At 72.8% G+C, this 24015-nt stretch carries 23 protein-coding genes; 11 read left to right on the top strand and 12 right to left on the bottom strand.

Annotated features, from left to right (window positions below; genetic code table 11):
- Positions 1–42 precede the first annotated feature (42 nt).
- The 3 genes from P3T41_RS23425 to P3T41_RS23415 form a co-directional block, all read right to left on the bottom strand.
- Positions 43–627 (bottom strand): hypothetical protein, encoded by a 585-nt coding sequence (locus P3T41_RS23425; RefSeq protein WP_280691975.1) that lies wholly within the window; start codon positions 625–627, stop codon positions 43–45.
- Positions 624–2144 carry an alkaline phosphatase family protein gene (locus P3T41_RS23420; RefSeq protein ID WP_280691974.1) on the bottom strand — a complete coding sequence of 507 codons (1521 nt, stop codon included), beginning with the start codon at positions 2142–2144 and terminating at the stop codon, positions 624–626. The genes P3T41_RS23425 and P3T41_RS23420 overlap by 4 nt, the downstream gene beginning before the upstream one ends.
- 99 nt (positions 2145–2243) lie before the next feature.
- Positions 2244–3545: a glycosyltransferase gene (locus P3T41_RS23415; protein ID WP_280691973.1), complete on the bottom strand. Its 1302-nt coding sequence runs from the start codon at positions 3543–3545 to the stop codon at positions 2244–2246.
- Between the two features lie 288 nt (positions 3546–3833).
- Here P3T41_RS23415 and P3T41_RS23410 point away from each other — a divergent pair, with 288 nt between their 5' ends.
- Both P3T41_RS23410 and P3T41_RS23405 read left to right on the top strand, forming a co-directional pair.
- A complete protein-coding gene (locus P3T41_RS23410; RefSeq protein ID WP_280691972.1) occupies positions 3834–4628 on the top strand; it encodes an endonuclease/exonuclease/phosphatase family protein in 795 nt (264 codons plus the stop codon).
- Positions 4629–5155: 527 nt separating this feature from the next.
- Entirely contained in the window at positions 5156–5545 is a 390-nt protein-coding gene (locus tag P3T41_RS23405) for a transglycosylase SLT domain-containing protein (protein WP_280691971.1), read from the top strand.
- A 67-nt stretch (positions 5546–5612) separates the two neighbouring features.
- Here P3T41_RS23405 and P3T41_RS23400 read toward each other — a convergent pair whose 3' ends face one another.
- Together P3T41_RS23400 and P3T41_RS23395 are read right to left on the bottom strand one after the other, a co-directional pair.
- Entirely contained in the window at positions 5613–6263 is a 651-nt protein-coding gene (locus tag P3T41_RS23400; RefSeq protein ID WP_280691970.1) for a DedA family protein, read from the bottom strand.
- Positions 6264–6350: 87 nt separating this feature from the next.
- A complete protein-coding gene (locus tag P3T41_RS23395; protein ID WP_280691969.1) occupies positions 6351–7928 on the bottom strand; it encodes an MFS transporter in 1578 nt (525 codons plus the stop codon).
- 351 nt (positions 7929–8279) lie between these two features.
- On the opposite strand from P3T41_RS23395, the gene P3T41_RS23390 reads away from it, so the two are divergent.
- The 3 genes from P3T41_RS23390 to P3T41_RS23380 all read left to right on the top strand — a co-directional run bounded on the left by P3T41_RS23390 (position 8280) and on the right by P3T41_RS23380 (position 11258).
- On the top strand, positions 8280–8681 hold the full coding sequence (locus P3T41_RS23390) for an SHOCT domain-containing protein (protein ID WP_280691968.1): 402 nt from the start codon (positions 8280–8282) through the stop codon (positions 8679–8681).
- Between the two features lie 176 nt (positions 8682–8857).
- A complete protein-coding gene (locus P3T41_RS23385) occupies positions 8858–9769 on the top strand; it encodes a UTP--glucose-1-phosphate uridylyltransferase (RefSeq protein ID WP_280691967.1) in 912 nt (303 codons plus the stop codon).
- A gap of 73 nt (positions 9770–9842) precedes the next feature.
- A complete protein-coding gene (locus tag P3T41_RS23380) occupies positions 9843–11258 on the top strand; it encodes a pyridoxal-phosphate dependent enzyme (RefSeq protein WP_280691966.1) in 1416 nt (471 codons plus the stop codon).
- A 41-nt stretch (positions 11259–11299) separates the two neighbouring features.
- On the opposite strand, the gene P3T41_RS23375 is transcribed toward P3T41_RS23380, so the two are convergent.
- Both P3T41_RS23375 and P3T41_RS23370 read right to left on the bottom strand, forming a co-directional pair.
- Positions 11300–11818 carry a helix-turn-helix transcriptional regulator gene (locus tag P3T41_RS23375; protein WP_280691965.1) on the bottom strand — a complete coding sequence of 173 codons (519 nt, stop codon included), beginning with the start codon at positions 11816–11818 and terminating at the stop codon, positions 11300–11302.
- A gap of 33 nt (positions 11819–11851) precedes the next feature.
- Positions 11852–12271, bottom strand: a complete 420-nt coding sequence (locus P3T41_RS23370; RefSeq protein WP_280691964.1) for a CBS domain-containing protein — start codon at positions 12269–12271, stop codon at positions 11852–11854.
- A gap of 273 nt (positions 12272–12544) precedes the next feature.
- Between P3T41_RS23370 and P3T41_RS23365 the strand changes: the two genes are divergently transcribed.
- The gene (locus tag P3T41_RS23365; RefSeq protein ID WP_280691963.1) at positions 12545–13051 is read left to right on the top strand and encodes a DUF5994 family protein; all 507 of its coding nucleotides are present in this window, start codon (positions 12545–12547) and stop codon (positions 13049–13051) included.
- A gap of 90 nt (positions 13052–13141) precedes the next feature.
- Positions 13142–14164 carry an LLM class flavin-dependent oxidoreductase gene (locus P3T41_RS23360; protein WP_280691962.1) on the top strand — a complete coding sequence of 341 codons (1023 nt, stop codon included), beginning with the start codon at positions 13142–13144 and terminating at the stop codon, positions 14162–14164.
- A 42-nt stretch (positions 14165–14206) separates the two neighbouring features.
- Here P3T41_RS23360 and P3T41_RS23355 read toward each other — a convergent pair whose 3' ends face one another.
- Positions 14207–15418 carry a trypsin-like peptidase domain-containing protein gene (locus P3T41_RS23355; protein ID WP_280691961.1) on the bottom strand — a complete coding sequence of 404 codons (1212 nt, stop codon included), beginning with the start codon at positions 15416–15418 and terminating at the stop codon, positions 14207–14209.
- A 417-nt stretch (positions 15419–15835) separates the two neighbouring features.
- On the opposite strand from P3T41_RS23355, the gene P3T41_RS23350 reads away from it, so the two are divergent.
- On the top strand, positions 15836–16105 hold the full coding sequence (locus P3T41_RS23350) for a hypothetical protein (protein ID WP_280691960.1): 270 nt from the start codon (positions 15836–15838) through the stop codon (positions 16103–16105).
- Between the two features lie 379 nt (positions 16106–16484).
- On the opposite strand, the gene P3T41_RS23345 is transcribed toward P3T41_RS23350, so the two are convergent.
- Entirely contained in the window at positions 16485–17312 is an 828-nt protein-coding gene (locus tag P3T41_RS23345) for a hypothetical protein (protein ID WP_280691959.1), read from the bottom strand.
- Positions 17313–17384: 72 nt separating this feature from the next.
- Positions 17385–18203 carry a DUF4118 domain-containing protein gene (locus P3T41_RS23340; protein WP_280691958.1) on the bottom strand — a complete coding sequence of 273 codons (819 nt, stop codon included), beginning with the start codon at positions 18201–18203 and terminating at the stop codon, positions 17385–17387.
- Positions 18204–18450: 247 nt separating this feature from the next.
- On the opposite strand from P3T41_RS23340, the gene P3T41_RS23335 reads away from it, so the two are divergent.
- Positions 18451–19125: a hypothetical protein gene (locus P3T41_RS23335; RefSeq protein WP_280691957.1), complete on the top strand. Its 675-nt coding sequence runs from the start codon at positions 18451–18453 to the stop codon at positions 19123–19125.
- A gap of 121 nt (positions 19126–19246) precedes the next feature.
- On the opposite strand, the gene P3T41_RS23330 is transcribed toward P3T41_RS23335, so the two are convergent.
- Positions 19247–20296, bottom strand: coding sequence for a TIGR03617 family F420-dependent LLM class oxidoreductase (locus tag P3T41_RS23330; protein WP_280691956.1), 1050 nt, complete (start codon positions 20294–20296; stop codon positions 19247–19249).
- Positions 20297–20548: 252 nt separating this feature from the next.
- Between P3T41_RS23330 and P3T41_RS23325 the strand changes: the two genes are divergently transcribed.
- Positions 20549–22210, top strand: coding sequence for a phospholipase D-like domain-containing protein (locus P3T41_RS23325; RefSeq protein WP_280691955.1), 1662 nt, complete (start codon positions 20549–20551; stop codon positions 22208–22210).
- On the opposite strand, the gene P3T41_RS23320 is transcribed toward P3T41_RS23325, so the two are convergent.
- The gene (locus P3T41_RS23320) at positions 22183–23064 is read right to left on the bottom strand and encodes a GNAT family N-acetyltransferase (protein ID WP_280691954.1); all 882 of its coding nucleotides are present in this window, start codon (positions 23062–23064) and stop codon (positions 22183–22185) included. The two genes, P3T41_RS23325 and P3T41_RS23320, sit on opposite strands and share 28 nt — an antisense overlap.
- A 323-nt stretch (positions 23065–23387) precedes the next feature.
- Between P3T41_RS23320 and P3T41_RS23315 the strand changes: the two genes are divergently transcribed.
- Positions 23388–23885: a universal stress protein gene (locus P3T41_RS23315; RefSeq protein WP_280691953.1), complete on the top strand. Its 498-nt coding sequence runs from the start codon at positions 23388–23390 to the stop codon at positions 23883–23885.
- The last annotated feature ends 130 nt before the right edge of the window (positions 23886–24015 follow it).

The raw sequence follows: 24015 nt of genomic DNA, 5'->3' as shown, positions 1-24015 counted from the left end.
GCGCCCATGGCTTCGCCAAATGTCCTTCATCCAGAGTCGACCTCAGTCCAGCTCGACCTCGAAGTCCCAGGTGGCGATCGGCTTTCCCGCCTGGCGCCAGGTCAGCGTCGCGTGCCCGGCGGCGAAGGTGCCCGAGAAGTGCAGCACCGCGTCATGCCCCGGGGTGGCCGTCGCCGCCGCGGCGTCGGGGGTGAGGGCGATCGGGTGGCTCAGCTCGTCGGTGGCGACCAGCGAGTCCGCGCTCAGCTGCTGACTGCCCGTCGGCACGCTCAGCGCCACGGTGATCGTGCCCGGCGAGCTGGAGTTCGGTGCGGCGCCCTGCGAGGGGGCGGCGTTCACGAGGTCGGGGCCGGTGGCGGTGATCCGGCCCTGCCAGCCGTCGAGGGCGAGTTGGACGGGATCGCCCATCGCGACCAGCTGCGCGTGACCGGGGGCCGCGGTGGGCACGATCGGACTCGCGGGCGGGGTCGGGATCGGCACCTTGCCGAGTGTCTTGACGGTGTCCTGCGGTCCGCCGCAGCCGGCGGTCAGGGTGAGCGCGAGCAGGCCGGCGGACGCGGCGCCGAGGATGCGGCCGAAGCCGCGCCCGAGGTGGGCGCGGCTTCGACTGGTGGAGCGGTGGGTCACTTGCCGGCTCCCGGCTTCAGGCTGTCCTCGGTGGCGGTGGCGCCGGTGAAGTCGGGCGTCAGCACGAGGGGCTGGTCCTGCGGCTGCTGGCCGGTGGCCGACCAGACGCCGTTGCTGCCCATGGCGGCGGGCTGCATCGCCTTGCCGCTCGGGTTGTTGTACACGTCGGGGCCGAACGGACGCAGGCCCGGCATGGCGGCGTAGCCGAGGTGGCCGTGGCCGTCGGTGCCGCCCTTGTTGACCCGGAACAGGTCCTCCATGCTGCGCAGCCAGGAGTAGTGGTTGTACGGCTGGTCGCTGATGGTGCCCGGCTTGATGTAGCGGGAGATCAGCAGCGAACCGGTGATGCCGCCACCGGGGGTGGTGTCCTGGCCGAAGGCCTGGTCGCCGGGCTGGGTGACGTTCGGGCCCGGCAGCTCGTTGCAGCACGCCACCACCGACTGCGCGGTGTCGGTCGGGGTGTTGAGCGTGGGGTCCGAGTTGCCGGTGTAGTCCGCGGTGGAGTTCCCGTAGAGCTTGTAGGGCGGGAACGCCTCGTCGAAGGTGATGTCGATCATGCCGCCGTCCTGGAAGGCCGGCGAGGCCATGATCTGCGGGATCCACTTCTGCAGGAAGAGGTCCGAGGCGTACAGGCCGCCCTGGTGGTTGTTCGGGTCACCGGAGCCGTTGTCGCCCTTGCAGGTCGAGTCGTGCGCGTCCGAGCAGTTGTCCGGGGTGATCCAGGAGAACGCCGGGGTGCTGTCCTCGCTCTGCAGGTCCTGGGCGAGGCCGCTGAGCGCCGGGTGCCCGGTCTGGGCGGGGCGGCCGTCCAGCGGCACGACCTGGGCGCACTCCTGCGGGTCGTCGATCAGCGAGTGGAACCAGGCGGTCGGGTTGTGCTTGGGCACGTACTGGTCCTGAGCGGTGGCGCCGCCCGGGTCCACCACGCCGCCGCCGGACGGGTCACCGGGGACGCCGCACTTGTACGGGTCCTCGCGGCCGGGCGTGTTGCCCATCTCCTGCATGTAGGCCTTCCAGCTGAGGTTCTTGTCGTCCAGCTGGTTGAAGAGCGTGTACACCGAGGAGGGGTAGACGCACCCGGAAGTGGCGTGCACCTGGCCGTCGGCCGCCGGGGTGCCGGGGGCGACGTTGGTGTACTGCGGGCAGTCGTTCTGGGTCTGCGCGTTCGGGGCCTGGCCGCTGACCGCGCTGACGTAGTTGTCCAGGCTGTAGTGCCCGGTGCCGTAGTACTGCCGCAGCAGCTCGCCGTACTGCGGCAGCGTCTTCCACAGGTAGCTGTTCTGGTTCAGGCCGGTGAACGAAGCCTCGTACGACTTGTTCTCCAGCATGATGACCCAGACGTGCTTGATCTTCGGCGGCTTGAAGCCGTGCGAATCGGCCGCCGCCGTGCCCACACCGGTGCCGCTGGCCAGTCCGGTGACGGCCAGGGCCCCGGCGGCCAGTGAGGCCGCGAGGCGCGGGCGGAGGCGATTCGTCGTCCGGCGGAGCCGGAGTCCCCTGAGTTCCATGGCTGACATGGTCGCGAGAATAGTACGCGTGTTCAGCCCTTCACAGATTAACGCTCCATGAACCCTGAGACCGTGTCCGGCGTCCCGGCTCGCACTCCTGACACAAGGTCAGGAGATCCGGCCCGAACTCGCGGCCGGCTCGGCGAGCGCCTCGGCGCCCACCGTCGCGCGGGCGGCCGACCGCCTGCGGCGCAGTCGCAGCACGCTCCGTTCGCGCGACCCCTCGCGTGCCTCCGGCGCCTGCTCGGGGTGGCGCTGACCCTGCTCGCGCCACGCCCGGCCCAACTCGGCCACCACGGCGGCGGCCTGCTGCCGCTCGGGCAGCGGCGGCAGGTGGACCCGGCCGCGGGCGGCCTGCCGGGCCAGCGCCTGGGACAGCTGCGCGGGGTCGCGCGGCCAGGGCGCCAGCCCGGCCTTGGCCAGGGTGGCCGCGTTCGCCCGACCGTGCCCGGACAGCACCTCGTAACTGACCGCGGGCAGGCCCGCGACCAGCGCCTCGGTCAGCGAGAGCCCGCCCGCGTTGTGCACCAGCACATCGGCGGCCGCCATCAGCGCGGGCACATCGGTGCGCCAGCCCAGCGCCACCACACCGGGCAGCGCCGCGATCCGCTGCCGCAGCCGCTCGTTGCGCCCGCACAGCACCACGGGCACGGTGTCCTCGGCGGCGCGCAGCGCCTGGACGGCGGACATCACGTCACCGAGCCCCAGCGAGCCGGTCACCAGCAGCGCCATCCGCCGCTGCGGCGGCACGCCGAGTTCGGCCCGCAGCGCCGCGCTGGCCGCCGGGTCGGGGCGCTCACCGAAGGCGGCGGGGGCGAGCGGCCCGGCCGCCGCCATCGGCACGCCGTACCGCAGGCTGCCCTCGGTGGCGGTGGCCCGGGTGACCGTCAGGTGCGCGTCGAGCCGGGGGTGCACCCAGAGCCGGTGCGGCGCGGGGTCGGTGAGGTAGCAGACCGTGGGCGCGGTCAGCGTGCCGTCCTCCTTCAGCATGCCGAGTGTCTGCGCGGCGAACGGGAAGGTGGTCACCACCACGTCGTAGTCCCCGGCGACCCAGCGCGCCGACTCCCGTGCGGCCAGCCGGCAGAGGTGCATCGTGAGGGAGCGCACCAGCGACTCGCGCTCCTCGCTGCGGAACAGCCACTCGAAGGCCCACGGCGTCCGGCTGGCGCTGAACTCGTAGCCGTCGCGCAGCAGGCGCTGGTAGCGCCGGGGCAGCGCGTCGAGGTAGTCGCGGCAGTCGGCCTCGACACCCTGCGCGGCCAGCCGCCGGACCAACTCGAACGCCGCGCCGTTGTGGCCGGCGCCGACACTGCCGGTGATCACCAGCGCGCGCAGCGGACCGGCCCCGACACCTGCGGACGGGGCGGCCGGAGTGCTGCCCAGCGAGGAGGCCTGCTCAAGTACCCGCATTGGATCGATCTTCCGCTCGACGAGGGGACTCGGCCTGGGCACGGCCGAGCGCGGCGTCCGAGCGGTGCCGATCCCGGCCGTCCGCTCGCGCCTTGTGCCCGTACGGTAGGAGGCCGCGACCGTGGCCGCCTACCGACTCGGGTGAGCGTTGAACGGCCACTGGGTGAACTTCGCCCGGCGGTGGGGCGGGAGCGCCGGGAGGGCCGGGAGGGCCTACGCTCGGCCCAGGTCGCCGCGATCGGGGCGCAGTCTGGGGGCGAGGGCAGAGTGACCGGCACGGTACGCCTGTTGACGTTCAACACGCTCTTCCGCGGCAGCGCCCGGGCCAGACTCCGCGCGCTCGGCGAGGTGCTGGAGCGCTCGGAGTACGACATCGTCTGCCTGCAGGAGGTGACGTCGGCGCGCAACCTGGCCGCGCTGCGCCGGGTGGCCCGCTCGTACCACCAGGTCGGCTACGCGCCCGCCTTCCCGATCGTCCGGGGCGGCCTGGTCACGCTCTCCCGACTGCCGCTCACCGGGCAGGAGTTCACCCTGTTCCGGCCGGCCCGGCCGGTCCGGCGCGAGTGGCTGATGCTCAAGGGGGTGCTGGTGACCCGCCATCGGGTCGGCGACCTGCCGCTGACGGTGGTGAACACCCATCTGAGCGCCAACCGCGACGACGACTGGTCCGCCGCGAACCGCTACACCCGGGTCGAGGCGGCGGAGCTGCGGCAGCTCGGCGGCGTCGTGCGGGCGGCGGAGCTCACCGGGCCCGCCGGGCCGCTGGTGGTCGCCGGGGACTTCAACGTCCCGCGCGACTGCGCGACGTACCGCGACTTCGTCCGTGCCACGGGGCTGCGCGACCTGCTGGCGGGACATCGCGAGCCGACCTACCGGCCGACGGCGCGCTGGCCGGATCCCCCGGCCATCGACCAGGTACTGCTCTCCGTGCCGCCCGCGCAGGCGGTGCGGTCGCGGGCGGCGGTGGTGCTGCGGGAGGCGGTGCGGCTGGCGGACGGACGGGAGGAGTACCTCTCGGACCACTTCGGCATCGGGGTGGAGCTGCGGTTCGGGCCGGCCGACGGCGCGGCTGAGCCCGGCTGAGCCCGGCTGAGCGCGGCCGGGCAGGCCATTTCTAGTGCCCCAGATCACTTCAAAAGGGACATTTCGCCCGGGTGCTCGGTGACGGTGCTCACGTGCCTTTCGCGTCTACTACGCCCGATCGTTGCCTGTTTTCGAGGTTTGGCGGGGTGGGTGGGGGTGTCGGTGGGGCGGCTGTCGGGGGTGTGGGTGTTTGTCCTGGTCAAGCGGGGGAGCGGACGTCTGAAAAAGGATGGTTTGGGGTGATTTGCGGGGGGTAGCGGTGGCGCTCGGACGGTCAAGTGAGGCCGGTTTGCTACGACGCGGCGTCGTAACAAGGGCTCTTGGCGGGGGTCTTGGGCCGCGCTAACAATGGCTAAGTCGCCAGCCGCGGTGCCCGGGTCCTCCGGGTGACGCGGATTCCGTCCGGCCCCCGCACTGTGCGGGGTCGCCTGGTGCCGCATTCCCTGATCGTCGGGCCACGCTGTGGCGTGCCCGCGGTCGTTACGGGGGATGGTGGCGCCCCCACCTGATTGAGGTCGAACTCCCCCATGCCCGTGATCACCACCCGCATGCGCAAGTCCGCCGCCCTGCTCGTCTCCGCCGCCGGTATCGCCGTGCTCGGCGCGGCCGTGGCCCCCAGCGCCGCGTTCGCCGAGACCCCGCAGTCGATCGCCGCCAGCATCGTGCCCGCCAACCAGCTCGCCTCGTTCGACCAGATCATCACCCACGAGAGCGGTTGGAACGTGACCGCCACCAACCCGTCCTCGGGCGCCTACGGGCTGGCCCAGGCGCTGCCGGGCAACAAGATGGCCTCGGCCGGCGCGGACTGGCAGACCAACCCCACCACCCAGATCAAGTGGGCGTACGACTACATGAACGCCCGCTACGGCAGCCCGAACCAGGCCTGGGACTACTGGCAGATCCACCACAACTACTGATCAGGCTCTGATCACCTGCTGATCAGCCGGTAGCGCCCCGCAGCACCCGCGAGCACGCGTCCCCTCCTCACCGGTCGGGGCGCGTGCTCGCGTCGTTCTTGCGCCGGGTGAAGAGCAGTGGCAGTGCCGACAGCACCACCAGCCCCAGCACCACCGGCAGCAGGTAGTTGTCGATCCCCGGCACCGAACTGCCCAGGGCGTAACCCGCCAGGATCGTGGTCTGTGTCCAGAGCAGCCCGCCGACCACCTGCCAGAGCGTGAAGGTCCGCACCGGCACGCGCAGGGCGCCGGCCAGCGGTGCGAGCACCGAGCGCACCAGCGGGATGAACCGGCCGAGCACGATCGCCTTGCGCTGGCCGTAACGTTCCAGCAGTTCCTCCGACCGCACGGCCGTGCGCTTCAGCCGGGTGCTGCGGCTGCGGGAGAGCAGCGCCTGACCGCCGTGCCGCCCGATCATGAAGCCCAGCTGCGCCCCGGCGATCGCCCCGACCGCCGCGCAGAGCAGCACCTGCCAGAGCGTGAGGTACGGGCCGTGGTGCTCGGCGGCCGTGGGCGCGGAGGCACAGAGCACCCCGGCAGGGAAGAGCAGGGTGTCGCCTGGAACGAAGAACCCCACCACCAGGAATCCGGCCTCGACGAAGGTCACCAGCAGCACCGCGAGCGCGCCGTAGGCGGCGAGCAGTGAGGAGCCGTTGGTCAAGTTGAGTGCCGAGGTCATCCGTCACCCCCGCCTGGCCGCGTGATCTTCTGCCCACTGTAGACCCGCAGGTCCGGCCGGGGCCCGCTGTCGCGCTGGTCCGTCCGCTCAGGCCGCGGTCTGCTCCGTCGTCCGCTCCGCCGGCAGCTTGCCGGTGAACGCGGCGGCGGCCACGGTGATCACGGCGACGGCCAGCAGCGCCGCCTTCAGCCCGTCCAGTTGGGCCCTGCGGTAGGAGTCGACCAACGCGGCCGCCTGGTCGGGTGGGACCGTGCTGGTCGCCAGCGCGGCGGCGACCTGGTCGGCGGGGATGAACTTGATCCCCGCCTCCATCCGGATCCCGGCCTCCTGACGCACGTCCGCCGAGATCTGCGGGTTGTCGGCGATGTCGTTGGTGAACGCGGTGGCCAGCGCGCCGATCAGGATCGCCCCGCTCAGCGCGGTTCCCACCGAGGAGCCCAGGTTCTGCGCGGTGTACTGCAGCCCGCCCACCTCGCTGCGATCCGCCCCGCCCACGCTCGACTGCACCACGTTGCCCAGCTGCGAGGCGAGCAGGCCCATGCCGAGCCCCAGCAGCGCCATGGCCAGCGCGAACGACACGTCGTCCAGCGACGGCTTGATCGTGCCGATCAGCCAGACGGTGGCGATCAGCAGCACCAGCAGCCCGATCCGCACCACCGTCCGCGGTGCGGCGAACCGGCCCAGGCGCGAGCCGCCGAGCGAGGCGACCAGCATGGTGATCGAGACCGGCAGCAGGCGCAGCCCGGTCTGGAAGGCGTCGAGGCTCTGGACCACCTGCAGATAGAGCGGAATCACGAAGAACAGACCCAGCAGGACCAGGTTCTGGCTGAAGAGCATCAGCAGCCCGGAGCGCAGCACCGGGATGCCGAACAGGCTGAGCCGCACCAGCGGATACTCCTGCCGCTGCTCCCACCAGCAGAACACCCACATGATCACGGCACCCAGCGCGAGGGCGAACAGCGTGGGGGAGTAGCCGAGCACGGTGAACGGCGGATTGCGCGGCTGCAGCCAGCCCCAGGTGCCGCTCTGCAGGACGGCCAGCACCATGAGTGCCAGCCCGACCACGGACAGCACGGTGCCGACCAGGTCCAGTGGCGCGTGCCGCTCCGGCGCCGGTTCCGGCGCGATCCACCGCATCAGCGCCACGATGGCCACCACCAGCACCACCTCGCCGGCGAAGACCAGCCGCCAGGTCAGGTAGGTGGTCAGCCAGCCGCCGAGCAGCGGTCCCACCGCGATTCCGGCGCCGGCCAGCCCGCCGATCACCCCGTACGCGACCGCGCGCTCGCGGCCGTGGTAGGCGCCGGCCACCAGGGCCGCGAGGGCCGGCAGCACCAGAGCCGCGCCGAGCCCCTCGATCACCGACCAGCCGAGCGTCAGCACCCAGAGCGTGGGCGCGACGGCGGTCAGCGCGGAGCCGACGCCGTAGATCACCAGTCCGGTGATGAACATCCGCCGGCGGCCGAACATGTCGCCGAGCTTGCCGCCGGTGATCATGAAGGCGGCCATCACCAGCGTGTAGAGCGTGATCACCGCCTGGATCGCCGTCACCTCGGTGTGGAAGTCCTCGACCAGCTGGCTGATCGACACGTTCATCACCGCGGCGTCCAGCACCATCAGGAACTGGGCCGTCCCCAGGACGATCAGCGCTCTCCAGCGGTACACCGCACCTCCACAGCTCGTGCCGACGACAGCAGCACCGTAGCAGTCGGTGATCTGACGGATGCACAGCGTGCTTGTCCGGCCGGGCCGTCCCCGGTCCGCCGTCTTGCCGACCGACCGCAGGAGAGGAGTATCGAACTAGGGCGCGTCTTCAAAGTCGCGTCGGATCGGTCCGCGGCGCGGGATGCCCGGCGTCGCGGACCCGGCGGGACTTTGAAGACGCGCCCTGGACGCGACCGGCGACTTCAGCACTTCCTGGCGGCTCGCCAGCGCACCCGCTGCTCGGCCGTCGACCCGCGCCCGCCCGCTGCGAACGACCTGCGGCGGGCGCCAGGCGACTCCGGGAGGATCCCCGTGAATTCCTATCCGCTGCTCAACGTCTTCTTCACCACCATGTGGATCTTCCTCTGGATCCTCTGGTTCTTCCTGCTCTTCCGGGTGTTCGGGGACCTGTTCCGGGACGACTCGGTCGGTGGCTGGGGGAAGGCCGGCTGGTCGGTGTTCCTGATCTGCCTGCCGTTCGTCGGTGTGTTCGTCTACCTGATCGTGCGCGGCAAGGGCATGGGCGCCCGTGAGATCCAGCGCTCGCTGGATGCCGAACAGGAGATGCGCACGTACATCCAGGAGGCGGCCGGCAGTACGGGCGGCGGATCGGCCGACCACGTCGACGCCCTGGCCCGGCTGGCCGAGCTCAGGAAGAGCGGTGACCTCACCGAGGAGGAGTACCAGAACGCCAAGCGCAAGGTGCTCGCCTGACAGCCGGCGTGCAGCGCCACGCGGGTCAACTCCCCGCCGTCGGACCACACCCCCGCGGGCCCGGGCCGCACCCGGGCCCGCCCCGGGGGCAGTGCCTGACCACCCGTCAACCTTGGTAGCGTCGAACGTCGTTGCGCCCTCCGGTGCGCCCGTACCCAGATCACGGGAGATGTCCGATGCCCCAGACCATCCGCCGCGCGGTGATCCCCGCCGCCGGCCTCGGGTCCCGCCTGCTGCCGCTGACCAAGGCCACGCCGAAGGAGATGCTGCCGGTCGGCGACCGGCCGGTGATCGAGCACACGGTCCGCGAGCTGATCGCCTCCGGGATCACCGACATCACCATCGTGGTCTCCGGTGGCAAGGGGCTGATCCAGGACCACTTCCGACCCAACCCCGCCCTGGTCGCCCAGCTGCGCGAGGCCGGCAAGACGGGGTACGCGGACGCGGTGGAGGAGGTCGGCGAACTCTCCCGGGCCGGCCACCTCACCTACCTCGACCAGCACGGCCCGTACGGCAACGGCACCCCCGTGCTCAACGCGGCCCGCAACTTCGGCGACGAGCCGATCCTGGTGCTCTGGCCCGACGACGTCTTCGTCGCGGAGGTCCCGCGCGCCCAGCAGCTGGTCCGCGCGTACGAGGCGACCAACTGCCCGGTGCTCGCGCTGATGCCGATGGACCGCGCGGACGCACCGCGCTACGGCGTCCCGGTGGTCAAGGAGGACCTGGACGGCGGCCTGCTGCGGATCACCGGCCTGGTCGAGAAGCCGACGCCCGAGGAGGCGCCCTCCGACTACGCCGCGATCGGCGGTTACGTGATCACCCCGGGCATCGTCGACGAGCTGCGCGAGCAGACCAACCGCTGGTACGAGCACCGCACCGGCGAGGTCTACCTGACCGACGCGATCAACGCCTACGCGGGCAGCCGCGCCGTCTACGGGCAGGTGATCCAGGGCAGCTGGTACGACACCGGCAACCCGCTGGCCTACCTGACCGCGCAGTTCGCCGCCGCGCTCGCCGACCCCGCCTACGGCCCGCACCTGCGCCGGCTGGCCCAGGGCCTCGGGACGGGGGCCCCGGAGCCGGTCTGACGGTCCGTTCGCCACCTCCCGGCCCCGGCCGGATCCGCGGAGCGGCCCGAAGCGCTGCGGATAGTCTGCCGGGATGGACGTTCACGAATCGCTGCTCGAACTCATCGGCAACACACCGCTGGTGCGCCTGCGCACGCCCGGTGCGGGCCGCACCGCTCCCGTCTACGCCAAGCTCGAATACCTGAGCGCGGGCGGCAGCGTCAAGGACCGGCCGGGCCTGCGCATGATCGAGGAGGCCGAGCGGTCCGGGGCGCTGCGGCCCGGCGGCACGGTGGTCGAGGCCACCTCGGGCAACACCGGGGCCGGGCTCGCCATGGTGGCGGCGGCCAAGGGCTACCGGACCGTCGTGGTGCTGCCGGACAAGAGCAGTGCGGAGAAGATCGCCACGCTGCGCGCCTACGGTGCCGAGGTGGTGGTCCGCCCGGGCGGGCTGCCGCTGGAGGACCCGGAGCACATCGTGAACCTCGCCCGCCGGATCGCCGAGCAGACCCCGGGCGGTTGGTTCGCCCAGCAGTACGACAATCCGGCCAACCCTGACGCGTACTACCGGACCACCGGGCCGGAGATCTGGCGGCAGACCGAGGGCCGGGTCACCCACCTGGTCTCCTGCGTGGGCACCGGCGGCACGATCAGCGGTACAGGGCGCTTCCTCAAGGAGGCCAGCGACGGCGCGGTCCGGGTGATCGGCGCCGACCCCGCCTCCTCGGTCTACTCCGGCGGCGACGGACGCCCCTACTTCGTCGAGGCCGCCGGCCGGTTCCGCCACCCCGAGACGATCGACGACAGCTGGCCGGTCTCCTTCCACCGCGAGGTGGTGGACGAGCTCCTGCCGATCGCCGACCGGGACGCGCTGCTGACGATCCGTCGACTCGCCCGCCAGGAGGGCCTGCTGGTCGGCGGCTCGTCCGGCACGGCGGTCACGGCGGCCCTGCGGGTGGCCGCCGAACTCGGCCCGGAGCAGCTGGTGGTGGTGATGCTGCCGGACTCGGGGCGGCAGTACCTGTCCAAGTACTTCAACGACGACTGGATGCTGCGCAACGGCTTCCTGGACGGCGATGCGGCCCACCCGCTGGTCGGCGACGCCGTCCCCGCCGAGCTGCGCGAGCGCCCGCTGCCCTACCTGCACCACCGCAGCACGGTGGGCCAGGCGCTGGACGCGCTGCGGGCTCGCGCGGCCGCCGGCGCCGACCCCGTCCTGCCGGCCGGACCGGCCCCCGTCGCGCCCGGCCGCCAGCCGACCGCGCTCGAACTGCTCGGCGCGGCCTCGTTGGAGCAGCTGGCCGCCGCCCTCGCGCAGGGCAAGGCCGCACCGACCGACCCGATCGCCGACCACCTCACCGCGCCGCTGCCGCGATTCGGCACCGGCGAGCGCGCGGACGCGGCGCTCGCCGAACTGACCGCGGCCGGCTGCGACACCGCGGTGGTGGTGCACGACGGGCACGGTGTCGGCCTGATCGGGGCCGCCGAACTCAAGGCGCTGCTGGGCTAGTTGCCGGACGGCGGGGTGCCCCGGTGCTCCGCCGCCACGGGTCACGACTCGCCGCGCTGGGCCGCCCACTGCCAGAAGTCGACCATCATCCGCTCGTAGCGGATCCCGAACTCCAGCGCCTCGCGCTGCCCCCGGGTCAGCAGCCCGCCGACGCTCTCGGCGACCTCCTCGTAGCTGGTCAACGTGCGCTCGTGCTCGGTGAGTTGCTCGGGAGCCTGGACCTCGGCCCGGGCCCCGAACCAGAGCTTGAGGATGCCGCGCTCGCGTGCCTCGACCGGCACGAAGGTGGGGTCGGCGAGCCACTGGGCCAGCGCCGCCCGGCCCGCGTCGGTCAGCTTCATCTGCCGCCGGTTGCGCCCGCCCTCCTGCCGGACCTCCGACAGCAGGCCGGCCGCCGCCAAACGGTCGCACTGCGCGTACACCTGCGCGTGCGGCATCGACCAGAACAGCGCCACCGTGCGGGCGGCCTCGACCTTCACGTCGTACGGGCTGGCCTCGCCGAGCTTGTCGATGATGCCGAGGACCAGGAAGGAGGGCGTGGTCAGCCGGGTGTCAGCCATGCCGTGACGGTATCGTGCCGGTCGAGCCGCTGGTCACGCCGTGGGCACCGCCAGCAGGCCGGTGACACGGTCCGCGGTGAGCAGGCCGAGCGTGTAGCCGTCCTCGTCGACCACCGGCCAGACCGTCAACTCCTTGATCTGCATGGCGAGTCGGGCCAGCGCCAAGCCCATGCCGGGCCAGGCGAACGGGCCGCGCTGGTGGGTGGTGGCGCTGACCGGGGTGAGTTCGGTGTACCAGGAGCGGCTGCGGAAGGCGTGCAGGCCGCGCGAGGTCAGCACGCCCTCGCAGCGGCCGTTGTGGTCGCGCACCAGCAGGTAGCCCACATGGGCACTACCCAGGATGTCGCTGGCCCGGTCGACCGTGCTGTCGTCGGATATCTGGTACTCGAGCGGTTCCATCGCGTCGGCGACCGTGAGGGCGCGCGCGGTCGGTGGAGTCTGGTGAATGGTCACGGTGTCACCGGTGCCTGCCTCCGGGCGAGCTGCGCGCTGCCCGGAACGTGCGTTCACCCAGAACGAGGCCGGAACGGTGACCGGGATACGAGATGCTCTGGACACCTCCAGGCTACTCCTCGCCGGCGTCGATCCCGGGGCCACGTCGACCCCGCGGACCGCCGCTGAGCAGTACCGTTGCAGTAACCGAGGACATGTCGCACACCGGTAATCGCACCGGTGTCGCCCTGGGTCATGATCGGTCCCCTGCACGGACCGGGCAGGCGGCTCCCGATGACACAGGTGCCCCTTCCTCCTCCCTACTCCCACGGCCCCTGGCCGGGGCTCGGCGTGCCCTCGCTGCCACGACTGGCGCTGGAGCCGACCCGGTCGCACGGCGGGATGTTCGACGGCGCCTGGTGGCCCCGCTCGACCAATCTGCGTGCCGAACTGCCCGACCTGATCACGGCGCTCAGCGTGCACCTGGGCCCGATCCTGCGGGTCGGCCTGGACACCGTCACCTGGGGCGCCGTCCCCCGCGAGGTGGCGGCGAACGGCCGGCTGGTCAAGGTCGGTTGGCTCACCACCAGCGACGACACGATCAGCCTGACCACCGACGCCGAGGACCATGTGCTGCTCCTGGTGGTGCCGCCCTGCACCGAACCGCGGATCGCGGCCGCCGCCCTGGCCGCCGCCGCCCGCACGGGCAACCACGCCTCGGCGGCCGAACTGCTCGCCTGGTCGGATCTCGACTCGCAGGACTCGCCGGACTCGCCGGACTCGCGGGCGGCGAAGGACTGACGAGGCGGGCTCACGATCCTGGACCGACGAGCCGGACCGACCAGCGCCCGTCCGGGAATGCCGCCCGCGCCGAAAGGCGTTGCCGCCGACGTGATCAGCGCAACGGCACCCCTTCGCCTCTCCGTCCTGGACCGCTCCCGGATCCGGCAGGGCGACGGCCCGCCGCAGGCGCTGCGTGACACGGTGGCCTTCGCGCGGCAGGCGGAGCGGCTCGGCTACCACCGGTTCTGGGTGTCGGAGCACCACGGCGTGCCGGGGGTGGCGGGCTCGGCGCCCACCGTGCTGGCGGCGGCCGTGGCGGCGGCGACCAGCCGGATCCGGGTCGGCACCGGTGGCGTGATGCTGCCCAACCACCAGCCGATGATCGTGGCCGAGCAGTTCGGGGTGCTCGCCGCGCTCTTCCCCGACCGGATCGACATGGGGCTCGGCCGCTCGGTGGCGTTCACCGACGGCATCCGGCGCGCGCTCGGCCGGGACAAGGACGCCGCCGACCACTTCGCCGAGCAACTGGCCGAGCTGCTCGGCTACTTCGACACCGCCCGCAGCGTGCACCCCGAGGTGCACGTGCGGCCCGCCGAGGGCCTGCGGGTGCCCGCCTTCGTGCTGGCCACGGGCGCGGGGGCCGACATCGCCGCCGAGGCGGGCCTGCCGCTGGTCATTGGTGGACCGCACGGGGCGGACGCGATGGTGGCCGCCGTCGACCGCTACCGCGCCCGGTTCCGCCCCTCCGCGCAGGCCGCGCAGCCGTACGTCGTGCTCTCCGGCACCGTGGCGGTCGCCGAGACGACCGAGGCGGCACGGGAGTTGCTGGTCTCCGAAGCCTGGGCCGCCGCCTACTCCCGCACCCACGGCGAGTTCCCGCCGCTCGCCCCGGTCTCGGAGATCCTGGCCCGCTCGATGACCCCGCGCGAGCGCGCCGCCTACGACAAGGCGCTCGGCGGCCATATCGTCGGGACGCCGGATCAGGCCGTCGCCGAACTCCGCGCCCTCCTGGCGCTCACCGGCGCCGACGAGTTCCTGGTCACCACGAGTGCCCACGACCGGACGGCGCTGCTCGACTCCTACCGGCTGCTCGCCGAAGCGGCGAGCCTGGCGGCGCGGTCGGCGACCTGAGGTCGCGGACCGCGTAGCCGCCCGCGCCGGGCCGGCCGGTCCTCAGTCGGCCGGGCCGCTGACCAGGGTGACCGTGCCGCTGTGGGACGCGCCGGCGGCGTCGGTCCACTGGACGGTCACCCGGCTGCCGGGGCTCTGGTTCACCATCAGGCTGGTCAGCGCGTCGGGGCCGGCGACGGTCTGCCCGTCGACCGCGGTGATCTGGTCTCCCTGGGCGAGACCGGCCTTCGCGGCCGGGGAACCCGCGACCACCCCGGCGACCAGCACGCCGTTGCCCGAGCCGCCGTTGCCGGAGCCGCTGTTGCCCGAACTGCTGTTGCCCGAGCCCGAATCCGTCGCGACCTCCACGCCGAGGAAAGCGGTCGGCCCCACGTGCACGTCCGTGCTCGGCTTGCCCGCCATGATCTGCTGGGCCAGCGGCAGCGCGGTGTTGATCGGGATCGCGAAGCCCTGGGTGACGGCCTGCGGGTCGGAGGTGTCGGAACCGGCGGTGTCGATGCCGATCACCGCGCCGGAGGAGTCGACCAGCGAACCGCCCGAGTCACCGGGCTGGACATTCGCGTCCACCTGGATCAGCCCGCTGAGCTGCTCGGCCGTCCCGCTCGCCTGGTCACTCGCCGTTATCGCCTGGTCGAGCGCGGTCACGCTGCCCGCCGCCGGCGTCGGCGTCTGGCCGGTCCCACCGGCGTTGCCGATCGCCGTCACCGTGTCACCCACGGCCACCTTCGAGGAGTCGCCGAGCTTCGCGGTCGCCAGCCCGGAGGCATCCTTCAGCTGGATCACCGCCAGGTCGCCGGTGCGGTCGTAGCCGACCACCGTCGCCGTGTAGCTGCGGCCGTTGCCCACGTCGGTCGCGGATATCGAGGTGGCGCCGTTGATCACATGGTTGTTGGTGAGCACCTCGCCGGTGGAGCTGAGCACGATGCCGGTGCCGGCCGCCTGCACACCCTGGTAACCGATCGTGATGTTGATGTTCACCAGCGTCGGATCCACCTGCGCCGCGATGCCGGTCGCCCCGGTGGAACCGTTCCCGCCGCTCGCTCCGCCGTTCCCGCCGCCGGAATTCGGTGGAACGTACGGCGCCGTCGGGTTGGCCGGCGTGGGTCCGGGTGACGCTGACTGCTGCCAGAACGCCTGGTCCAGGCCGATCCCGGTCCCTACGGCCACGGCCACGCCCGCCAGCAGCACCAGCGAGGTGCGCCCCCGGTGCCGCCGCCGTGGTGGCGGCGGGTAGGAGCCGTACGGCGGCGGCATCGGGCCGGGTGGATACGGCGGCGGTGGCGGCGCTGGCCCGAACGGGTGAGATGGCGCCGGCGGCTGAGCCGGGGGCGGCCCTGGCCGCGCCGTCCCGGGTACGGGCGGCGGACCCCAGCCACCAGGGGGCGGGGCACCGTGGTCGGCACCGTCCCCGCCACCAGGTTCGGTCGGTTCTGCTGGTCCCTGATTTCCGCTCATGTCGGCCCCACCAGACGAAGCGAGTTCTGCCTCCCTCCATGATGCGAGCGATCGGCTTGAAGCACGTGAGTTGAGGATGAGCTTGTCCTTCAATCTCCGGCTCGCAGCCGCTGAGGCTCCCGGCGGCGGGCCGCGGTGGGCGGGGGGACGATGGAAGACGGCGCTCCCGGCAGCTGCCGGAGACCGCCGAAGGCAGTGGAAGCGGAGGTGGCGGTGATGGAGGAGCGTCTCGAACAGGGCTCGGCGAAGGTGCATCCGGCACGGGACGTGCTGCAGTCGATCGCCCAGGCGCCCACCTGGGCGGTGCTGTGGCTGGTGGGGGTGTCGATGGGGCTCGGCCTGGTGGGGGCGCAGGTGGGGACCCTCTGGGTGCTGGTGCTGTTCTCGATCGTCTGGGGCGTGACCGTGCTGGCGATGCTGGGGTGGGTGGCCCGCTGGTTCGTGCAGCACGAAGGGGGCGGGCGACACCGGCGGATGGCGCACTGACCCGGCCTGGGGTCGACGCGCTCGCGCTGCTGGAACGCCGTGACCTGGCCCGATGAGCCCGCACGGCCGTCCGACGAGCGGCGGAGTGCTAGCGAACCGTCAAGATCGGCTTGCCCGGCGCCAAGGGCGCATCAGGAAGTCCGGGAACTGATCAAGGGGCGCCTAGCGTTTGTCGAGAGGTAAGGCGCCGCCCCGTCCGTGGGGGACCGAGGCGGGGCCACGCCGATGAAGCTGCACCGGTTTCGGTGACCACCATCGGCGGCCAGGTGATGGGGTGGGGGCGCGCGTCCGGGGGAAACGGGTCGCGCGCCCCCGACACACCAGCGGTGGGTCGGCCCGCGAACTCGTCAGCCCGTCAGCCCGTCAGCCCGTCAGCCCGTCAGCCGGCCAGCTTCGCGATGATCTGCCGCAGCGCCCCGGCGCGGGCACTGCCCGTGGGGACCTCGGTCAGCACGGTGGCGAGTTGGCGGATCAGGTCGCCCGGCAGCGAGCCGGGGTCGACCACATCGGTGCCCGCGTCCAGCGCGCGAATCGCCCAGTACCGGCTGCTGCCCAGCGGCTCACGCCCGGCCACGGCGGTGAGCAGCTCGGCCAGCACCTCGGGGGCCTGGGCCACGGCGGTCTCGGGCTCGCCGAACACGCGGGCGTAGCCGGCCAGGCGCAGACCGGGGTCGGCGGAGCGCAGCGCGGCCAGCACGTCGAAGTCGGGCACCCTCGGGGTGACCACCATCATTGTGCCGACGAGCCGGTCGACCTGGCGCGTGCGGGCCGCGCCGCTCGACATCGACTGCCGCAACTCGGTGTAGCGGGCGGCCAGCCGCTCGACGTCCGCCGGCGTCGCCTGCTCGATCGCGGCCTGTGCGCTGACCGCTGCCAGCGCGGTCCGTACGGCCTCGCCGGCCTCCTGCCGGGCCTCGTCCGCCTCCTGCCGCGCCTCGGCGGTCTCCGCCCGCAGCTGGCGGTACTGCACCTTGCCGCCGCCGGGGAACTCGATGCTCTCGATCAGCGTGCCCAGCCAGGGCAGCAGCGCGACCACCAGCAGCACCACGGTGATGGTGTCGATCTTCAGGTCGGGCCGCAGCACGTGGACCAGTGCGATGCCGAGCGCGGCGGTGCTGACCACCAGCGGGACGACCTGCCGCCGCGCTTTCGGCGGCAGGTCGTCCCGCTGGTGTGGCTGCTGTGGTTGCTCGGCTATCTCGGTCACGAGCAAAGCTTGGCAGAGCGCTCCAGGTGACAGGACGTCAGGCCCACTGCGGTAGGCGGGCCTGACGTCGGCTCAGGCCGCCTTCACCGGCCGGTGCAGCGAGTCCAGCGCGGCCCCCGCCTGGTCGGCCAGGGTGACGGCGACCAACCGGGCCTGGAGGGAGGGCACCGTGCCCGGGGTGGGTTCGAGCATGAAGCGGCCGATGTACTTGCCGTTGCCGAACATCCGCAGCTCCACGTCCTCGGCCGGCAGCCCGAGCCGGTCCGCGTCCCAGAGCCGGTGCCCGATCAGCACCGAGCCGTCGTGCTCCAGGCGCGGCGGGTGGCCGAGCAGCGAGCCGTACTCGAAGCGGCAGCCCCGCAGTTGGAGCAGCCCGACCAGCTGGTCGCGGACCTGGTCGACGACGGTCAGTGCCGAGTTCGCGCTGCGCGCCAGCACCGCGGTGTCCCGGATCTGGGCCAGGTAGCCGGCGTCGGTGATCGCCAGCACCCGGAACCGGCGTGCCCGGGCTGCGAGTTGGGAGACCGTCAGACCGACCGCCAGGAGCAGGACGGCGGTGGTCAGGTCGGCCGACTTGCTGATCGCGAACTGCTCGTAGGGACGGGTGAAGAAGAAGTCGAAGCCGAGCGCCGCCACCACCGCGGCGAGCGCCCCGGCCACCCGCCGGCCGAGCGCGGCCACCGCGACCACCACCACGACCAGCAGCAGCGCCACGTTGGTGTTGGCCAGGTGGCCCCGGAGCGGGAGCAGGATCGCGCAGAGCGCTATCGGGGCCACCACGGCGGCGAACAGGGCGAGCCGGCTCTGGCTGACCTGGCGGTCGAGCTTCCAGCGGGAGAGCCAACTGGGACCGCGGGGACCGGGACTGTGGAGACTGGGACTGCGGCGCATCGCGCACCTCCTGCTCTCTGGTGTATGCAGGCCGGCCACGCCGCGCAAGCGGCACACGCTGCTGTTGACGCGATCTTTGCACTGTCCATGCCGAGTGGTTCAGGTACCCCGGGCACCCTTGCGCTTCGTCCACTGACCGGTACTGTCGGTAGCGGTGTGCCGGGAAGTCTGGTCGGCGTGAAGGTCGAGCATGCCCCGGCGAGTGCCCGGCGGCATTGCCGACAGGCCCTCAATCAGGGGAGGCGCCATGGGCGTCATCGTCCCGATCGTGCTCTTCGTCGCGCTGGTCACGCTGGTGCTGACCGCGCCCAGGTTCGGCCCGCTCCGCGACCGGCGCCGGACCGCGGCGATCGCCGCGGAGCTGACCGCGCGTCACGGGTTCCGGCCGAGCAGCGGGGACGGCCCCGACCTGGCCGGGCCGCCGTTCCACTTCGGCAGCGCGCGGCGGCTGGACGCCGAAGTGACCGGCGGCCTCGACGGCCTGCCGCTGACCTCGGTCGGCTACCGCTGCCGGGAGAACGGTTCAACTCACTTCTACGGTGCGGTGCTGGTCAAGCTGCCCACCGCCGTCGAGTCGCGGGTCGAGGTGCGGCACGAGCCGGCCTTCCACTCGGTGCGGGTCGTCGAGCCGAGTCCCGGTGGCCGGCTGAAGAGCGGCGACGGGTGGTTCGACAGCCGGTTCGAGGCCTACGCCACCGACCCGCGGCTCGCCCTCGCCGTCCTCACCTCCGCGGGAGTCGACGTGCTGCGCACCGCCCCCGAGCCGTGCAGTTGGCGGGTCGAGGGCAGCGCGCTGCTGCTCTGGCGCTCCGGCGGCTGGCGCTCGGCGGCCTCGCTGCTCGCCTCGGTACGGGCGGTGGTGGCCGCCCTCCAGCCGGCGCTGGCGGGCCCGGCCCTGGTCCAGGACGTCGAAGCAGGGTAGTGGACAACGTCTCTGATGCTCCGTCAGAGACTGATGATGGTCTCCGCCGGCCGGGCGATCCCCTCGGCCGGCGGGACCACCGGCGGACCGTAGGCGTGGTGCCCGGCGAGCGCCGGGTGGCTCAGCCCAGGGCCCGCACCGCCGCCAGGACCTCCAGGCCGAGCTCCGGGTCGGCCTGCTCGGGCTGGCTGACGGACAGGCGGGTGACCAGGCCGGCGTAGCGGTGGTGGATCTCCCGGGCGACCTCCTCGACCGTTCCCGTGACGGCGAAGGTGGTGAGGACCTCGTCGTCGATCAGGTCGGCCATCTGCTGCCAGCGCCCGCGCAGCGACAGGCGGTGCAGTTCCTCGTGCAGGTCCGCCCAGCCGTGCTGGGCGAGCACCGGGAGGTAGGCGGGCGTGGAGGCGTAGAAGGCCAGGCGCTCGCGCACGCCGGCCAGGTTGGCGCGCAGTTCCTCCTCGGTGCGGCCGGTCGCGCTGAGCACGCTGCCCGCGATCTCGAAGGGCCGGGAGGTCCAGGGGGCGCCCTCGGCCTCGGCCTGGGCGCGGGCGGCGGCGACGCCGGGGAGCACCTGCTCGGTCAGGTAGGCGACCGAGGTGAAGGGGTGGCTGACGAGGCCGTCGGCGACCGCGCCGGCCGTCCTGGTCATCAGCGGCCCGACGCCGGCCAGCAGGATCCTGGGCATCCCGGCCGGGATCGGGTCGGGCGCGAAGACCGGGGTCATCACGGTGTGCGTGTAGAAGTCGCCGCGGAACCGCAGCCGCTCGCCGGTCTGCCAGCTGTGCCAGATCGCCCGCACCGCGTGGACGTACTCGCGCATCCGCGCGGCCGGGCGGTCCCACGGCATGCCGAAGCGCTTCTCGATGTGCGTCTTGACCTGCGAGCCCAGGCCGATGACGGCCCGTCCGCCGCTGGCCGCGTGCAGACCCCAGGCCTGGTAGGCCAGGGTCATCGGGGTGCGGGCGAAGGCGATCGCGACGCCGGTGGCCAGCTCGATCGAGCTGGTCCGGTCGGCGGCGCGGGCCAACTGGAGGAACGGGTCGTACGCGGTCTCGGCGACCAGCAGCCGGTCCATGCCGCGCTGTTCGGCCAGTTCGGCGGCGGCCAGGATCCCTGCCGGGTGCGCGGAGGCGGGGGCGTCGAAGCGGAACGTGGCGTGCGGGCGGTCCATCTGAGGTCGGCTCCTGGTGCGGTGCGGTGCGGTGCGGTGCGGTGCGGTGCGGGGGTGGGGCGGTGCTGGCCTCGAGCCTGCCATGCCGGGAGGTCTCCCACGACGACACCCGTCGATCGGCGGGAGTGGCCCCGCCGATCGACTGGATCCGTCCGGGACTTGTCGAAACATCAGGTGACCGGCCAGTAGCTTTGTGATGTCATGCCAGTGAACAGGTGAAGATCTGTTCAGATCTCGTGAAGGACCGTCAAGATGTCGCTGCTCAGGGCCTCCCACCGTTCGCGTCGTCGCCTCGCGCGATCCGTACTGACGCTCGCCATCGCGCTGGCCGCCGCGCCGGCCGTGCCGGCGGTGCCGGCGCTGGCCGCCGCGAACCCGAGCGCCCCCACCCCGCACCTGGACGCCGTCGAGCAGGTGCTGCGCCAGGTCTCGCCCGGGCTGGAGGGGACGGTCTGGCAGCGTACGGACGGCAACGCGCTGGACGCGCCGGCCGATGACCCGGGTGGCTGGCTGCTGCAGACCCCCGGGTGCTGGGGCGACCCGTCCTGTGCCGACCGTCCGGGCAGTCGGGCGCTGCTGGCGAAGATGACCGCCGACATCGCCGGGGCGACCCGCACGGTGGACATCTCCTCGCTCGCCCCGCTGCCGAACGGCGCCTTCGAGGACGCGATCGTGGCGGGGCTCAAGTCCGCGGTGGCGTCAGGGCACCGGCTCCAGGTGCGGATCCTGGTCGGTGCCGCCCCGCTGTACAACATCACCGCGCTGCCCACCTCCTACCGGGACGAACTGGTGGGCAGGCTGGGCGACGCGGCCGGCTCCATCACGTTCAACGTGGCCTCGATGACCACCGCCAAGACCGCCTTCTCCTGGAACCACACCAAGCTGCTGGTGGTCGACGGCCGGCGCGTGATCACCGGGGGGATCAACGACTGGAAGGCCGACTACCTGGAGACCGGCCACCCGGTCACCGACGCCGACCTCGCGCTGACCGGCCCGGCGGCCGCGACGGCGGGGCGCTACCTGGACACCCTGTGGGGCTGGACCTGTCGCAACAGCGGCCCGTTCTCGGCCGCCTGGTTCGCCGCCTCGAACGGCGCCGGCTGCCTGGCCACCCTCGAACAGGACTCGGCTGCCCCGGCCGACCCGGCTCCCGCCGGCGACGTGCCGGTCATCGCGGTCGGCGGGCTGGGCATCGGCGTCCAGAGCGTCGACCCGACCTCGAGCTTCGTGCCGAGCCCGGTCGACGTGAGCGGAAATCCCGCCACCGCCTGCGGCCCGCTCCCGCTGCCCGACCACACCAACGCCGACCGCGACTACGCCACGGTGAACCCCGAGGAGAGCGCGCTGCGCGCCTTGGTCGCCAGTGCCACCAGCCACCTCGAGATATCCCAGCAGGACCTCAACGGCACCTGCCCGCCGCTGCCCCGCTACGACGCCCGGCTCTACGACGCGCTCGCGGCCAAGCTGGTCGCCGGCGTGAAGGTGCGGATCGTGGTCAGCGACCCGGCCAACCGGGGCGCGGTCGGCAGCGGCGGCTACTCGCAGATCAAGTCGCTGTCCGAGGTCAGTGACGTGCTGCTGGACCGGATCAGCGCCGCCACCGGCCAGGACCGGGCCGGCGCGAAGGCGACCATGTGCCAGAACCTCCAGCTCGCCGCCTTCCGCGCCGCCCCCGGCGACACCTGGGCGGACGGCCACCCGTACGCGCTGCACCACAAGCTGGTCTCGGTGGACGGCGCCGCGTTCTACCTCGGTTCGAAGAACCTCTACCCGGCCTGGCTCCAGGACTTCGGCTACCTGACCGAGGACCGGACGGCCGCCGCCCAGCTGGACGCCCAACTGCTCACCCCCGAGTGGCAGTACTCGCAGGCCGCGGCGACCGTCGACTACACCCGGGGGCTCTGCTCCGCTTGACCGCTCGACCGTCTGAGCGCCGCACCGGTCAGGCGGGCTGCGCCGACCCAGTAGGCGAGTTCCTCGCGCACCGGTCGGAAGCCGGCCGCCTCGGCCAGCGCTCGACTGGGCCCGTTGGACCGGGGCGCGGTCCAGGTCGGCAGTTTGCCGCGGTGGCGGGCCGCCGTCGCGGTCGCCAGGACGCAGGCCAGGCCCAGGCCGCCCCGGCGGAACTCCGGGGCGGTCGCCACCGCCAGGTCCTCGTGCGCGAGCCCGCGCAGATGGCAGACCGCGAGCGAGACCAGTCGCCCCTCGACGAAGGCGCCCCAGGCCCCGCCGGTCGCGACGACGGCCCGGCTCGACCCCCAGGTCTCGGTGACCCAGCGCAGCTCGGGGCCGGCCGCGTCGAGCCGGGCCGCGTCCGCCGGGGTCAGCGGACGCAGCCGCACCCCCGCCGGGACCGGGCGGCGGCGCGGGCGGTGCTGTTGGGTGCAGATCAGCCGCACCCACGGGGTGACGGTGCCGAAGGTGCGGCCGAGCAGCGGCAGGAACTCGTCCGGGGCACTGAACTGCCCGCGCTGCAGCGGCGCGAGGAGCTCAGGTGACAGCAGTCGCGGATCGCCCCGCAGTACCCGGAAGGAGCCGCAGCGGGCCACGGCCACCCGGGGTGCGGCGGGGTGGTCGGTCCAGAGCGAGCCGTGTCCGGTGAGCAGCACGTGCGCGGCCAGCGTGCCGGGGCCGGGCCGCTCCGGCACGAACCAGGGAGCCAGGCGGCGAAGACGGCCGATGCCGGGCAGCGGTGCGCCCGACGGCGGGACGGCGGTGCGGGTCGTGGTGCTCCTGAGCGGCGGACTCGACAGCGGGCGGTTGGACATCCGCCCAGTGAATCCGGCCCGAGCCGACCGGAATCCGTCCCTGACGAATCCCTGTCGGCCGGGGCGACCGCTCTGACGGATCCTTACCGATCGTGACGTGCCGTGCGCGCTGGCGGGCCGGGCGTTAGAGCGGTGTCAGCGAGCGGGCGCGCGGCGTCAGGGAAGCGTCAAGAGGAACCGAAGGCGGGCGCCTGGTGATGTCTTATGGATCTGCGACGATCCCGCTACTTGACCTACAAATTCAAGGCGATATGATCGGTGCACCTGATAAACGAAGGACCAGCGGCGACCGCGGTCCACTACTGAGGGAAGTGCAGCTCATCATGGCCGAGTCCACCCGGGTCATCGTCGGCGTCAGCGGCTCGCGGCGCAGCACGGCGGTCCTGCAGCGTGCGGCGGCAGAGGCGGCCCGGCGTGGTGCCGAGCTCGTGCCGGTGATCGCCTGGACCCCGGTCGGCGGCGAGACGGCCTACCGCACCCACCCCTGCCCGCCGCTGGCCGCCGCCTGGGAGCAGGCCGCCCGTACCCGCCTGGACCAGGTCTTCGCCGAGGCCTTCGGCGGCTACCCGGAGAATCTGCGCATCACCCCCGTGGTGATCCAGGGCGAGGCCGGCCCCTCGCTGCTCCAGGTCGCCGACCGCGCCGACGACCTGCTGGTGGTCGGCACCGGCCGCCGCGGCCTGCTGCGCCCGCTGTTCGCCAGGGTCAGCCGGTACTGCCTGGCCCGGGCCCACTGCACCGTCATCGCCGTCCCGGCCGAGGCCGAGCCGACCGCGGTCAACCGGCGCCGCGGCCGCGGGCACCTGGCGATGGCGGCCTGACCCGCGCGGCGAGCGCTTGGCTCACCGTGGGCCCGAGGGCCTGTACGGCGGATCTTTCCGGGCCCGCGACGCCGGGCATCCCGGCTGGACGCACGCCCGAATCGCCCAAGTACGTCCAGTACGAGGACGA

The organism is Kitasatospora sp. GAS204B, from assembly GCF_029892155.1.
Taxonomy (GTDB): Bacteria; Actinomycetota; Actinomycetes; order Streptomycetales; family Streptomycetaceae; genus Kitasatospora.
The sequence above is the reverse complement of the archived record's forward strand: the minus strand, read 5'-3'. Positions and strand labels throughout refer to the sequence as shown.